Source organism: Pseudomonas fortuita (genome assembly GCF_026898135.2).
GTDB lineage: Bacteria > Pseudomonadota > Gammaproteobacteria > Pseudomonadales > Pseudomonadaceae > Aquipseudomonas > Aquipseudomonas fortuita.
In genome coordinates this window covers 3,879,765-3,893,827 of the sequence record NZ_CP114035.2, presented here as the reverse complement: position 1 = coordinate 3,893,827, position 14,063 = coordinate 3,879,765, and the positions used below count along the sequence as shown (strand labels likewise).

At 64.5% G+C, this 14,063-nt stretch carries 10 protein-coding genes; 7 read left to right on the top strand and 3 right to left on the bottom strand.

Features of this window, described 5'->3' with window-relative positions:
• Positions 1 to 19 precede the first annotated feature (19 nt).
• The 5 genes from OZ911_RS17735 to OZ911_RS17715 all read left to right on the top strand — a co-directional run bounded on the left by OZ911_RS17735 (position 20) and on the right by OZ911_RS17715 (position 7,312).
• Positions 20 to 850: a p-hydroxycinnamoyl CoA hydratase/lyase gene (locus tag OZ911_RS17735; protein WP_016487703.1), complete on the top strand. Its 831-nt coding sequence runs from the start codon at positions 20 to 22 to the stop codon at positions 848 to 850.
• A 72-nt stretch (positions 851 to 922) separates the two neighbouring features.
• Entirely contained in the window at positions 923 to 2,371 is a 1,449-nt protein-coding gene (locus OZ911_RS17730) for an aldehyde dehydrogenase (RefSeq protein ID WP_016487702.1), read from the top strand.
• Between the two features lie 74 nt (positions 2,372 to 2,445).
• A complete protein-coding gene (locus OZ911_RS17725) occupies positions 2,446 to 4,329 on the top strand; it encodes a feruloyl-CoA synthase (RefSeq protein WP_016487701.1) in 1,884 nt (627 codons plus the stop codon).
• Complete coding sequence (locus tag OZ911_RS17720; protein WP_070086379.1) at positions 4,326 to 5,567, top strand: thiolase family protein; 1,242 nt, start codon at positions 4,326 to 4,328, stop codon at positions 5,565 to 5,567. The genes OZ911_RS17725 and OZ911_RS17720 overlap by 4 nt, the downstream gene beginning before the upstream one ends.
• Positions 5,568 to 5,581: 14 nt before the next feature.
• Positions 5,582 to 7,312, top strand: a complete 1,731-nt coding sequence (locus OZ911_RS17715; RefSeq protein ID WP_070086378.1) for an acyl-CoA dehydrogenase — start codon at positions 5,582 to 5,584, stop codon at positions 7,310 to 7,312.
• On the opposite strand, the gene OZ911_RS17710 is transcribed toward OZ911_RS17715, so the two are convergent.
• Positions 7,293 to 8,318 (bottom strand): formylglycine-generating enzyme family protein, encoded by a 1,026-nt coding sequence (locus tag OZ911_RS17710; RefSeq protein WP_070086377.1) that lies wholly within the window; start codon positions 8,316 to 8,318, stop codon positions 7,293 to 7,295. The two genes, OZ911_RS17715 and OZ911_RS17710, sit on opposite strands and share 20 nt — an antisense overlap.
• Complete coding sequence (locus tag OZ911_RS17705; RefSeq protein WP_070086376.1) at positions 8,315 to 9,997, bottom strand: arylsulfatase; 1,683 nt, start codon at positions 9,995 to 9,997, stop codon at positions 8,315 to 8,317. Before OZ911_RS17705 ends, OZ911_RS17710 begins: the two co-directional genes overlap by 4 nt.
• A 250-nt stretch (positions 9,998 to 10,247) precedes the next feature.
• Between OZ911_RS17705 and OZ911_RS17700 the strand changes: the two genes are divergently transcribed.
• Positions 10,248 to 11,639 carry an alginate export family protein gene (locus tag OZ911_RS17700; protein WP_016487696.1) on the top strand — a complete coding sequence of 464 codons (1,392 nt, stop codon included), beginning with the start codon at positions 10,248 to 10,250 and terminating at the stop codon, positions 11,637 to 11,639.
• A gap of 33 nt (positions 11,640 to 11,672) precedes the next feature.
• Entirely contained in the window at positions 11,673 to 12,905 is a 1,233-nt protein-coding gene (gene mhpT / locus OZ911_RS17695) for a 3-(3-hydroxy-phenyl)propionate transporter MhpT (protein WP_024717911.1), read from the top strand.
• Here mhpT and OZ911_RS17690 read toward each other — a convergent pair.
• Positions 12,902 to 13,912: a 5'-nucleotidase gene (locus OZ911_RS17690; protein ID WP_023047350.1), complete on the bottom strand. Its 1,011-nt coding sequence runs from the start codon at positions 13,910 to 13,912 to the stop codon at positions 12,902 to 12,904. The genes mhpT and OZ911_RS17690 overlap by 4 nt on opposite strands.
• Positions 13,913 to 14,063: the final 151 nt, after the last annotated feature.

The following is a 14,063-nucleotide window of genomic DNA, read 5'->3' as shown; positions in this document are numbered from 1 at the left end:
ACAACAAGAGTGCAGAACCATGAGCAAATACGAAGGCCGCTGGGCTACCGTGAAGGTCGAACTGGAGTCGGGCATTGCCTGGGTCACCCTCAACCGCCCGGAAAAGCGCAATGCCATGAGCCCCACGCTGAACCGGGAAATGGTCGACGTGCTGGAAACCCTGGAGCAGGACAGCGACGCCGGGGTGCTGGTGCTGACTGGGGCAGGTGAGTCGTGGACCGCAGGCATGGACCTGAAGGAATACTTCCGTGAAGTGGACGCCGGCCCGGAAATCCTCCAGGAAAAAATCCGCCGCGAAGCCTCGCAATGGCAATGGAAGCTGTTGCGCATGTACGCCAAGCCGACTATCGCCATGGTCAACGGCTGGTGCTTTGGCGGCGGCTTCAGCCCGCTGGTGGCCTGCGACCTGGCCATCTGTGCCGACGAGGCCACCTTTGGCCTGTCGGAAATCAACTGGGGCATCCCGCCGGGCAACCTGGTCAGCAAAGCCATGGCCGATACCGTTGGCCACCGTCAGTCGCTGTACTACATCATGACCGGCAAGACGTTCGGCGGGCCTAAAGCCGCCGAGATGGGGCTGGTTAACGAAAGCGTGCCGCTGGCGCAATTGCGCGACGTCACCCGCGAACTGGCGCTCAACCTGCTGGAAAAGAACCCGGTGGTGCTGCGTGCGGCCAAGCACGGCTTCAAGCGCTGCCGCGAACTGACCTGGGAGCAGAACGAAGACTACCTGTACGCCAAGCTCGACCAGTCCCGCCTGCTGGACACCGAAGGCGGGCGCGAGCAGGGCATGAAGCAGTTCCTGGACGACAAGAGCATCAAGCCAGGCCTGCAGGCCTACAAGCGCTGAGTTCAATCGGGCTGGGCCATTACCGGTCACAGCCTGCAGATATTCCCGACAAGTACAAAAAGAGGAATAAGCATGTTGCAGGTGCCTTTGCTGATCGGCGGGCGGGCGTGCCCCGCCAGTGACGGACGTACTTTCGAACGCTGCAATCCGGTCACCGGCGAAGGGGTGTCGCAAGCCGCCGCCGCCACGCTGGCCGATGCTGATGCCGCGGTAGCCGCTGCCAGTGCTGCGTTCCCGGCCTGGGCCGCCTTGGCGCCCGGCGAGCGCCGCAGCCGGTTGTTGGCCGGTGCAGACTTGCTGCAGGCGCGGGCAAACGAGTTCATCGCGCTGGCGGGTGAAACCGGGGCCATGGCCAACTGGTATGGCTTCAACGTGAAACTGGCCGCCAACATGCTGCGCGAAGCTGCAGCCATGACCACGCAGATAACCGGCGAAGTCATCCCATCGGATGTACCCGGCAGTTTCGCCATGGCCTTGCGCGCACCCTGTGGCGTGGTGCTGGGCATCGCGCCCTGGAACGCGCCGGTCATCCTTGCCACCCGGGCCATCGCCATGCCGCTGGCGTGCGGCAACACGGTGGTGCTCAAGGCATCGGAGCTGAGCCCGGCAGTGCATCGGCTGATCGGCCAGGTGTTGCACGATGCAGGCCTGGGTGACGGCGTTGTCAACGTGATCAGCAATGCCCCGCAAGACGCCCCGGCCATCGTCGAACGGCTGATCGCCAACCCGGCCGTGCGCCGCGTGAATTTTACCGGTTCTACCCACGTCGGGCGCATTGTCGGTGAGCTGGCCGCTCGGCACCTCAAGCCAGCCTTGCTGGAGCTGGGCGGCAAAGCCCCGTTGCTGGTACTGGACGACGCCGACCTGGACGCCACAGTCGAAGCCGCGGCGTTTGGTGCCTACTTCAACCAAGGGCAGATCTGCATGTCCACGGAGCGGCTGGTGGTGGACAGTCGCATCGCCGATGCCTTCGTCGAGAAGCTGGCGGCGAAGGTGACCGGGCTGCGCGCCGGCGACCCGCAGGCCAGTACGTCAGTGCTCGGCTCACTGGTCAGCGGTGCGGCTGGTGAGCGCATCAAGGCCTTGATCGACGATGCCGTGGCCAAGGGCGCACGCCTGGTATGCGGCGGCCAGCTGCAGGGCAGCATCCTGCAGCCGACCCTGCTCGATCACGTCGACAACAGCATGCGCCTGTACCGCGAGGAGTCCTTCGGGCCGGTGGCGGTGGTGTTGCGCGGTGAGGGTGACGAGGCCCTGCTGAAGCTGGCCAACGACTCCGAGTTCGGCCTGTCGTCAGCCATCTTCAGCCGCGACACCAGCCGTGCGCTGGCCTTGGCCCAGCGGGTGGAGTCGGGCATTTGCCACATCAATGGCCCGACCGTGCACGACGAGGCGCAGATGCCGTTTGGCGGGGTCAAGTCGAGTGGCTACGGCAGTTTCGGCAGCCGCACGGCCATCGACCAGTTCACCCAGCTGCGCTGGGTCACCCTGCAGCATGGCCCGCGGCATTATCCCATCTGAGCAACACGCGATTGGCCGCCACCGGCAGCGCCGGGCGGCGGCAGGATGTACAACAAGAACAAGGAGCAACCTGCGTGAATACCGAAGCCCGCTTACGGTCGTCCGACCCTGGCCAATGCACGCCCTACCGGCAGGTGTCCATCGGGCACCCTCAGGTGCAGGTCAGTGAAGCCGACGGCATCCTGCGCATGCAGCCGGTCGAGCCGCTGGCGCCGCTGCCTGCGCGCTTGCTCGACCGGCTGCTGCACTGGGCGCAGATGCGCCCCGATACAGTTTTTATTGCCGCGCGTGAGCCTGACGGCGCCTGGCGCGAGATCACCTATGCGCAAATGCTCAGCCAGGTGCGCACCATCGCCACCCACCTGCTGGGCTTTGGCCTGAGCGCCGAGCGGCCGTTGGCGCTGTTTTCCGGCAATGACATCGAGCATCTGCAGATTGCGCTGGGCGCCATGTATGCCGGCATCCCGTATTGCCCGGTGTCGCCGGCCTATGCGCTGCTGTCGCAGGACTTTGCCAAGCTGCGGCATGTGTGCCAGGTGTTGACCCCCGGCCTGGTGTTCACCACCGATACTCAGCCGTTTTTGCGCGCCTTCGATGCCGTGCTTGATGCGTCGGTACCCGTGGTCAGCATGCGCGGCGAAGCGCCGGGGCGTGGGCACTTGAGCTTCGACAGCCTGCTGCAACCGTGCGACACCGCTGCTGGCGATGCAGCGTTTGCCGCCACCGGGCCCGACACCATCGCCAAGTTCCTCTTCACGTCGGGCTCCACCAAACTGCCCAAGGCAGTGATCACCACCCAGCGCATGCTCTGCGCCAATCAGCAGATGTTGCTGCAGACCTTTCCGGTGTTTGCTGAAGAGCCGCCGGTGCTGGTGGACTGGCTACCCTGGAACCACACCTTTGGCGGCAGCCACAACCTTGGCATCGTGCTGTACAACGGTGGCAGTTTTTACCTGGACGCGGGCAAACCCACCCCGCAAGGCTTCGGCGAAACCTTGCGCAACCTGCGCGAAATCTCGCCAACAGCCTACCTGACCGTACCCAAGGGCTGGGAAGAGCTGGCCAAGGCACTGGAACAGGACGCCCAGTTGCGTGACGTGTTCTTCGCGCGCATCAAGCTGTTCTTCTTCGCCGCCGCGGGCCTGTCGCAAAGCGTATGGGACCGCCTGGACCGCATCGCCGAGCAGCACTGTGGCGAGCGCATCCGCATGATGGCTGGCCTGGGCATGACCGAAGCGGCGCCGTCCTGCACCTTCACCACCGGGCCGTTATCGATGGCCGGTTATGTGGGGCTGCCGGCGCCGGGTTGCGAAGTGAAGCTGGTACCCCAGGCCGACAAGCTGGAGGCGCGCTTCCGTGGCCCGCACATCATGCCGGGGTACTGGCGTTCGCCGCAGCAAACCGCCGAGGCCTTTGACGAGGAGGGCTTCTACTGCTCTGGCGATGCGCTGAAACTGGCCGACCTGCAGCAGCCCGAGCAGGGGCTGATGTTCGATGGCCGTATCGCCGAGGACTTCAAGTTGTCGTCCGGGGTATTCGTCAGTGTCGGCCCGCTGCGTAACCGAGCGGTACTGGAAGGCTCGCCCTATGTGCAGGACATCGTGGTAACCGCGCCGGACCGCGAGTGCCTGGGGTTGCTGGTGTTCCCGCGTTTGCCCGAGTGCCGGGCACTTGCTGGCCTGGCGGCCGATGCCAGTGATGCCGAGGTGCTGGGCTGCGAAACGGTACGCCACTGGTTTGCCGCCTGGCTGGCGCGCCTGAACCGTGACGCCCAGGGCAACGCCAGCCGCATCGAGTGGCTGGCGCTGCTCGAAGAGCCGCCGTCGATCGACGCGGGCGAAATCACCGACAAGGGTTCGATCAACCAGCGTGCGGTGCTGCAGCGGCGGGCCGTGCAGGTAGATGCGTTGTACCGTGGTGAAGGCCCGACCCAGCTGCACGCACAGGGTCGGTCATGAGCAGTGCCGGCCTGTGTACAGCGTTCGATGACGCAGCCATTGTGGGCATGGTGCGTACCCCCTGGGTAGACCTGGGCGGCGCACTGTCCGCTGTGTCGCCCATCGACCTGGGGATCAAGGCCGGGCGTGCGGTGCTGGCTCGGGCAGGTATTGCCCCGCAGGCGGTGGACAGCGTGCTCGCCGGCAGCATGGCCCAGGCCAGTTTCGATGCCTACTTCCTGCCGCGCCATGTGGGCTTGTACTGCGGCGTGCCTCAGGCCGTCCCGGCGCTGGCGGTGCAACGTATCTGCGGCACCGGCCTTGAACTGTTGCGCCAGGCTGGCGAGCAGCTGCGCAGTGGCGCGCAGCAGGTGCTGTGCGTGGGCGCCGAGTCGATGTCGCGCAACCCGGTGGCGGCCTACGAACATCGAAACGGTTTTCGGCTGGGTGCGCCGGTCGGCTTCAAGGACTTCCTCTGGGAAGCGCTGTACGACCCCGCTGCCGGGGTGGATATGATCGGTACTGCTGACAACCTGGCGCGTGAGTACGGCTTGCACCGTGAATGCGTGGATGCCTGGGCCTTGCGCAGCCACCAGCGCGCCTTGCGCGCCCAGCAGCAGGGCTGGTTCGATGAGGAGATCGTCGGTGTTACGGCTGAGGCATTCGATATTGAAGGCTGCTTGCCACGCGGGATCGAGCTGCCCCGTGGGGTAAGCGAAATCAGCCGGGACAGCCACCCACGCACGACGGATGCTGCAGCGTTGGCCCGGCTGCGTGCGGTGCACCGTGACGGCGTACAAACGGCGGGCAACAGTTGTGCAGTAGTCGATGGCGCTGCCGCAGCTGTGGTGGCGCGCTACTCAGCCTGTACCCGGCTGCCGTTGGCGCGCTTGCTGATGGCCACGGCGGTCGGTGTGTCGCCGCACACCATGGGCATCGGGCCTGCCCCAGCCATCGCGCTGCTGCTGGAACGCAGCGGCCTGCGCCTGGCGCAGATCGACCGTTTCGAAATCAACGAGGCCCAGGCTGCCCAGGTGCTGGCCGTGGCCCGGGCGCTGCAACTCGATGTGGAAAAGCTCAACGTTCATGGTGGTGCCATCGCCCTGGGCCACCCTTTGGCCGCCACCGGCCTGCGGCTGGTGCACACCCTGGCTCGGCAACTGCGCCGGGACGGCCTGCGCTACGGGATCGCAGCCGCCTGCATCGGTGGCGGCCAAGGCATGGCGCTGCTGATCGAAAACCCCCAATTCACGGCTTGAACGCGAGGTAGCCCATGCCCTGGAAGGCGCCATTGGCGGACATGCAATTCGTGCTGCAACACTGGCTGCGGGCCGAGCTGGCCTGGCAGGCAATGCCTCCCTATGCAGATATCGATCTCGACCTGGCCACTCAGGTGCTGGAAGAGGCCGCCCGCTTCAGTGAACAGGTGCTGGCCCCGCTGAATGCACCGGGCGATCGCCAAGGCTGCCGCCTGGACGACGGTGATGTACGCACGCCGGAGGGTTTTGCGGCGGCCTATCGAGCCTATGTCGAGGGTGGTTGGCCGGCGCTGGCCTGTGCCCCGGAACTCGGCGGGCAAGGGCTGCCCCAGGTGCTGGATGCTGCCTTGCAGGAGATGCTGTTCGCCAGCAATCACGCCTGGGCCATGTACACCGGCATCGCCCATGGCGCCTACCTGTGCCTGAAAACCCATGCGTCTGACGAACTGCAGGCGCGCTATCTGCCGGGCATCGTCAGCGGCGAGACCCTGCCGACCATGTGCCTGACCGAGCCTCAGGCCGGCAGTGACCTCGGCTTGCTACGTTGTCGCGCTGAACCCATGGGCGACGGCCGCTACGCCGTCACCGGCAACAAGTTGTTCATTTCTGGCGGCGACCACGACCTGACACACGACATCGTGCATCTGGTGCTGGCGCGGCTAACGGATGCGCCAGCGGGCAGCCGTGGTTTGTCGCTGCTGCTGGTGCCGAAATGGCTGGACGATGGCCAGCGCAATGCCGTGTACTGCGATGGCCTTGAGCACAAGCTGGGCATTCGCGGCAGCGCCACCTGCGCGCTGCGTTTCGAAGGGGCCAGCGGCTGGCTGGTGGGGCAGGCGCACGGTGGCCTGGCCGCCATGTTCGTGATGATGAACTCGGCCAGGCTGCATGTCGGCCTGCAGGGGCTGGCGCATGCCCAGGCGGCTTGGCAGTACGCCAGCGCGTACGCCTGGGAGCGCCGGCAGATGAATGCACCGGGGCAGGCCAAGGGCGCTGCCGACCCCATTCACCTGCACCCTGCCATGCGCCGCATCTTGCTGGAGCTGCGTGTGCGCACCGAAGGCATGCGGGCCCTGGGCTACTGGGCCGCGCACTGGCTGGATATTGCCGATGCATCAGCTGACCTCGCACAACGGGCGAAGGCCTCGAAGCTGGCAGCGCTGTTGACGCCCATCATCAAGGCCGTGTTCACCGACCTCGGTTTCAACCTGGCCAGCAAGGCGCTGCAGGTGTTCGGCGGCTATGGCTACACCTGCGAGTTCGCCATCGAGCAAACGCTGCGCGACAGCCGCATTGCGATGATCTACGAAGGCACCAATGAAGTGCAGGCCAACGACTTGCTGCTGCGAAAGGTGCTGGGGGATGGGGGCGAAGGCTTTGCGCTGCTGCTGGTCGAGCTGCGGCAGGAAACGGGTGCGGGCGAGGAGGGCGATGCGTTGCGCAGGGTTTGCGACACGCTGGAGATGGTGCTTGCCAAGGTGCAGCTCAGCGCAGCAAACGACCCCGAGTACCCGTACCGGGCCGCGGGCGACTTTCTGCAACTTTGCGGTACAGCCTTGCAGGCCTATGCCTGGGCCCGCACGTGCCGCTGCATCCAGGCGCTGCCTGTCGACGCGCCGCAGCGCCTGGAAAAGCAGGAAAGTGCCCGTTACTTCTTCGACTACCTGTTGCCCGATTTCGACCGGCAGGTGGCGGCCATCGACGCGGCCGCAGCACCTTTGCCGTTTATTCACCAACCGTTCTGAACCCCACGTGCGAGGTCGCCATGAACACCGGCTGCGGTTGCCGCGCCGAGGGCCGGTAGCGCATGCACCGGTCTGCCGAGCACAGGTGCGAACCGCCCTTGATCACGGCCACTTTCACCCCAGGTTCGGCGGGGTCGAAGCTTTGGTCCAGGGTGGGGCCTGGCGGGTCGAGGGCGGCGTCACGCTGTGGGTCGTGGCCAGGACGATAGCCCGTTCGGGTCAGTTCCCACACATTGCCCCCGGCATCGAACAGGCCAAAGCGGTTGGCCGGAAAGCAGCCCACCGGTGAAGTACCGGTGAAGCCGTCGGCTGCCGCGTTGTGATATGGAAACTGGCCCTGCCAGGTATTGGCCATGATCCGGCCTCTGGGCAGTTCCGTTTTGCCCCAGCTGAAGTCGGCATCCTGCAAGCCTCCGCGCATGGCGTATTCCAGCTGGGCCTCGGTGGGTAGCGTGCGCCCGGCCCAGTGGGCATACGCCTGGGCATCTTCAAGCGCCACCTGCACCACCGGGTGGTTTTCCAGCCCCGCCAAGCTGCTGCCCGGGCCTTGCGGGTGACGCCAGCTCGCCCCAGGCATGAATTGCCAGCCAGGGCTGAGCACGTCCGGCCCTTGCTGGAATACCATCGCGCCAGGCACCCGCAGGTGCTCGGGCAGGGTGGGGTCGTCCTTGAAGCTGATGCCCCGCTCGGCATGGGTGAGGTAACCGGTAGCGGCTACGAAGCGTTCAAACTGGGCGTTGGTGACCGGATGCACATCGATCCAGAAATCCGCCACGCTAGCCGTATGGGGCGGGCCTTCTTCGTCGTAGAAGCGGTCCGAGCCAAAGCTGAACGTGCCGCCTGGCACGCGCACCAGGCCGTCACGCCAGGCGCCCTGGCGTGCTGCGGGCAGGCCACTGTAGCCGTTGCACAGCAGCACCGGCGCCGGGGCTTCTGGCCAGGCGCTGTAGCCCACGGCGAGCAGGCCGGCGGCGACCAGTGCGCAGCCGGCTACTCGGGCAATCATGGCTTGCTGGCCACGGTCGGGGTGGCCGGTTTGGCAGGGCTTGCGGGGTGGCCATCGGCGTCGATAGCGATATTGCTGCGCTGCGCATACGCTTTCCAGTCGCGCAGCATGCTGGCGACCTGCTCGGGGTGATCGGCAGCGATGTCGTGGTGCTCACCGGGGTCTTTGCCCAGGTCGTACAGGTGCCAGGCCGGCTTGCCATCGGTGGCGTCCCACAGCAGTTTCATCGGGCCTTTGCGCAACGAGGCGCTGCCGTTGATTTCCCAGCCCAGGGCTTCGTCCTCGGCATGAATTCGCGCGTCCTGGCCCTGCAGGTAGGCCAACGCCGAGGTGCCTTGCGGCGGCACGATATCGCGTTCCCGGTATTTGATGCCGGGCATGGGCGCACCCGCCAGTTGCAGCAGGGTGGGCATGATGTCCCTGACGCTGGCCAGTTCTTCGCTGCGCCCGGGCTTGATCGTTGCCGGGTAATAGACAAAGGCGGGCACGCGGATGCCGCCTTGGTAGGTCGTCATCTTGTAGCGACGGCTGGGCAGGGCGCTGACCTGGGCCCAGGCCGGGCCGATCATCAGGAACGAGTCAGGTTTGCCGTAGTTGTCCAGGTTGTTGTCAAAATGCTGCTTGATCCAGTTCGGGTCGACGCGGGTAGCGTTTTCCGGCCCGTTGTCGGACATGAACAGGATCAGCGTGTTATCCAGCTCGCCGGCCTTGCGCAGGTGATCTACCAGCCGACCGACTTCGGCATCCAGTGCGGCGACCATGGCCGCGTACACCTCCATGGTGCGCGCTGACTGGCGTTGCTGCTCAACGGTCAGTGATGCCCAGCTCGGCACGCCCTCCAGTTGCGCTTGGCGCGGGAAGTCCGCCGGCACCAGCCCGGCTTTGCGCTGGCGCTCCAGGCGTTCGTGGGCAATGGCCTCGTAACCCTGATCGTAGCGGCCGCGGTACTGCGCCAGGTATTTGTCTGGCGCCTGCAAGGGCCAGTGTGGCGCGGTGTAGGCGGCGAAGGCGAAGAAGGGTTTTTGGCTGGCCTTGCCTGCGTCGATGGCGGAAATCAGGCGGTCAGTGAACCAGGTGCTTGAGTAGAAGTCGTCGGGCAGTTCGATGGGTTTGCCGTTGTGCTGGAACGTTGCGCTGTAGTTCGACTGCAAGTCCATGTTGGCTTGCTTGAAGTGCGCAGCGCCCCCTTCCAGCAGCACGTAGGCCTGGTCGAAACCACGATTTTGCGGCTGCTGAGCGGGCTGCATGCCCAGGTGCCATTTGCCAGATATGTAGGTGCGGTACCCGGCATCGTGCAGCAGTTCGGCCAAGGTGGCGACGTTGGCCCCGAGCACGCCTTCGTAGCCTGCGCGCACTTCGGAACCTGGGGGCAGCCGTTTGCGTGCTTCGGCCATCATGCCCAGCCCGGCAATGTGCGGGTCGTTGCCCGACATCAGCATTGCGCGGGTGGGGGAGCAACTGGGCGCGGCATGAAAGTCCAGCATCAGGCGGCCGTCGGCCAGTAGCTGGTCCAGATGCGGGGTCTGGATTTCGCTTCCAAGCGCAGACAAGTCGGAAAAGCCGAGGTCATCGGCAACAATAAGCAGAATGTTTGGTTGCTTAACGGTTGGCGCAGCCAGGCTTTGGCTTGCGCCAAGCATCAGCAGGCCGAGGGCAGCAAGGGGTTTGAGGCAGTTCATGTAGGTGCTCTTGTTGTTTTAATGAGTGTTTAGACGCGTATGACCGCGTAGCAGACAGCGCGCAAGGCCAATAGTAGCCATCAATGGCGCCATATCGCAGCACCTGCGTGCATAAGCGTTCGATCAGCGAACGCTCAATGCCGCCTGCCTCTTGCGGGCAGTCGATTGGCTATTGACGGCAAGATGATTAACAAAAATAATCGTTAACAGAGTTATCCAATTTTATAAAAACAAGTAAAGGGAAATTCTGATGACGAGGCCGTTGAACCGGGCGTTGGTGCCCGTTGTGCTGCTTTCGCTGTGCCAGTGCGTGCAAGCGGCCAGTCCGCTTGAAGACAGCCGGCCAGGCAGGCCTGGCGCCCCGCGCTGGGTCGAGGACTACCGTTTTCTGGATGACCCCGCCAAGGCCGGCGACCCGTTCGATGGGCTGCGCTACCATCGTTTGTCCGAGTCGGCCTGGCTGCAACTGGGGGCTGAGGCGCGTTATCGCGCCGACGTACTGAACAAGCCCTTCTTCGGCTTGCGTGGTCTGAACGACGATTCCTATTTGTTGCAGCGCTTGCAAGCGCATGCTGACCTGCACCTGTTTGATGACGCCCTGCGCACCTTCGTGCAGGTCGAGAACACCCGTGCATTCGGCAAAGACCTGTACTCACCTAATGACGAAGGTCGAAATGAAATCCGCCAGGCATTCATCGACTTCAATCACGATTTTGCTGCGGGGCGCTATACGACGCGGGTCGGGCGCCAGGAGATGGCCTTCGGCGACCAGGTGTTCGTCACCTACCGTGATGTGCCCAACCTGCGCTTGAGCTTCGATGGCGTGCGTGCCAGCCTCAACCTCAAGGACGGGCGCAAGCTCGATGCCTTTGCCGTCAGGCCGTTGAAAACAGGTGAAGACAGCTGGGACGATGGCAGTAACAACGCGGTGAAGTTTTACGGTCTGTACGGCACCCTGCCGCTGACGGCCGTATGGAACATGGATTTGTTCGCGTTCGGCCTGCAAACCGATGACCGCAGCCTGGCCGGCGAGGCTGGGGACGAACAGCGCTACACCTACGGCACGCGCCTGTTTGGCCGCTATCAGGCCTTGGACTGGAGCTGGAACCTGGCCGGGCAGGGCGGCCACCTGGGCGGCGCCTCGATCCGTGCCTGGGCAGTGTCGAGCGACAGTGGTTACACCTTCGACCACCCCTGGCAGCCGCGCCTGGGCATGCGTGCCGACGCCGCCAGCGGTGATAGCGACCCAGGCGACGGCAAGGTCGGCACCTTCGACCCGCTGTTCCCGCGAAACGGCGTTTACGGTGAGGCCAGCCTGACCACCTTGAGCAACGTGATCGTGGTCGGGCCTACGTTCGGCTTCTCGCCCTGGCGCACGGTGCGCTTCGAACAAGGCGTGCTCGAAGTCTGGAAGCAGCGCGAAGAGGATGGCGTGTACATGCCTGGCATGAGCATGCTGGCCAACACCCGCGGCACCGGCCGGCATGTGGGCACCATCTACCGCGCCAACACCCGATGGCTGGCGACGCCCAACCTCACGCTGGATCTCGACATGAAGTACTACGACGTAGGTTCCGCCATCAAGGAAGCCGGTGGCGAAGACTCGTCGTTCGTTTCCTTGCGTGCCACGTTCAGGCTTTGACTTCCCGACCCATAACAACAAAAGGGGCCATACATGAGTGATTCATCCTCATCTTCAAGCAAGCCGGTGCTTACCATCGGCCTGTGTTTTCTGGTGGCGCTGCTGGAAGGGCTGGACCTTCAGGCCACCGGGGTTGCTGCACCGCACATGGCCAAGGCATTTGCGCTGACGCCCGCCATGCTTGGCTGGGTATTCAGTGCCGGGCTGCTGGGGCTGTTGCCGGGGGCGTTCATTGGCGGCTGGCTGGCCGACCGCCTGGGCCGCAAGGCAATCCTGATCGTGGCGGTGCTGCTGTTCGGCGGCTTCTCGCTGGGTACCGCCCACGCTGATACATACACCTCGTTGCTGATCGCGCGCCTGATGACCGGGTTGGGATTGGGGGCAGCCTTGCCGATCCTGATTGCCCTGGCCAGCGAGGCCGCGCCGCAGCGCCTGCGCAGCACGGCGGTGAGCGTCACCTATTGCGGCGTGCCCTTGGGAGGGGCGATCGCGTCGGTCATCGGCATGGCCGGCCTGGGCGAGGACTGGAGGGCGGTGTTCTACGTGGGCGGTATCGCCCCCATTGCGATTGCCTTTGTGCTGATGGTGTGGCTGAAGGAGTCCCAGGCGTTCCGTGCCCAGCCTGCTGCCAGCACCGGCGGCAACGGCATGCTGGCCCAGCTGTTCGGCCCGGGGCAGGTAAGCCGTACCCTGTTGCTGTGGGTGGCGTGCTTTTTCACGCTAACCGTGCTGTACATGCTGCTCAACTGGTTGCCGTCGCTACTGATCGGGCAGGGCTACAGCCGTCCTCAGGCAGGTGCGGTGCAGATACTGTTCAACCTGGGGGGCGCAGCAGGCTCGTTCCTCACCGGGCGAATGATGGACCGAGGCTTGGCGGGGCGGGCCGTTTTCATTGCGTATGCTGGCATGCTCGCTTCGTTGGCAGGCCTTGGGTTGTCGACCAGCTTCGGCCTGATGCTGCTGGCAGGATTTACCGCAGGCTATTGCGCCATCGGTGGCCAGCTGGTGCTGTATGCACTTGCGCCGACGTTGTATTCGACCCACGTGCGTGCGACCGGCGTGGGGGCTTCGGTGGCTGTAGGGCGCCTGGGTTCGATGGCTGGGCCATTGGCTGCAGGGCAGATTTTGGCGGCCGGGGCCGGTGTAGGTGGTCTGCTGCTGGCAGCGTCACCTGGCCTTGTAGTAGCGGCATTGGCGGCGCGTGCGTTGCTGGGGCAGCGTAGCCGCCCGGCCGTCAATACCCCGGTCGAGGAAGTTGCTCGCTAGACAGGCTGGATGGCACCGGCAACGCCGGTGTCGTCCTGCTCCTGCACAGGCGTGTCGAGCGGGGAGCGCGTCGTTGAACGCTCCCTGTTCGCCACCCCGAACGGCACATGCACCATCGGCAAATCACCTGCCGGCGACTGCAGGTGACTGCGCTGGTCGTCAAAGAAGACATGCGGCTTGAGAATCGACAGCACCCTGGGTTTCTCCATCCCGCCGAGAAAGAAGCACTCATCCGGCGACACCCCCCAATCCTTCAACGTCGTCACCACCCGCTCATGTGAGGGCGCATTGCGCGCCGTCACAATGGCAATCCGCAAGATCCGCTTGTACGCCGGGTCCTCGGCCAGCTTGCGGTCCTCCAGCATGCGTATCAGCGACAGCTTGCGGTACAGGTCCGCCAACGGCCCGGGCGAATGTGGAATGCCCTTGTGCACGCGCTCGTGCTCTTGAAAATCGTCCAGGTTGTCGTTGCGCTTGTACACGCTTTCCGCCTCGTCGTCGGCAATCACACCATCGAAGTCGAAGGCCACCCGCAATTCAGTGTCGATCTCGTCATCGTAGATGCGCGTCGGCAGCACCCGCCCGGCCGGGTAGTTGGCATCGATGGCTTTCTGCACGTCTTCCTCGTTGGCACTGAGAAACAGCGAGGCATTGAATGCCGGGATGTACTCGTAGGGCGAGCGACCCGACATGAACGCTGCGCGAGTGATGTCCAGCTGATAGTGGTTGATCGATCGAAACACCCGCAGGCCGGTTTCCGGGGAATTGCGCGAAAGCAGCACCACTTCTACCGGCAGTTGAGCGGGAAAGGCCTGGTTGATGCTCAGGAAGCGGCGGATGAACGGGAACGCCACACCTTTGGGGAATGGCTCGTCCAGGTTCTTCTGCTGGTGATGGCGGTACGCCTCAACCCCCTGGGTCTTGTAGATGTCGTCCGAGACGGTGAGGTCGAACAGCGCACTCGAGGCAACGCCAATGACCAGTTTCTGTTCGATGGGGTAGGGCATTGAGCAACTCCTGAACCTGTGCTGAAGGGAAGTGTACGCCTGCGCAGCGACGAAAGCCCCCAGGCCTGCGGTGCCCTCGTTACCTGATCAACTGCTCAATTCTCTCGTTGGCCGGTGGATTCAGTGATGCCAATTTGATAGCTTTCCGCCC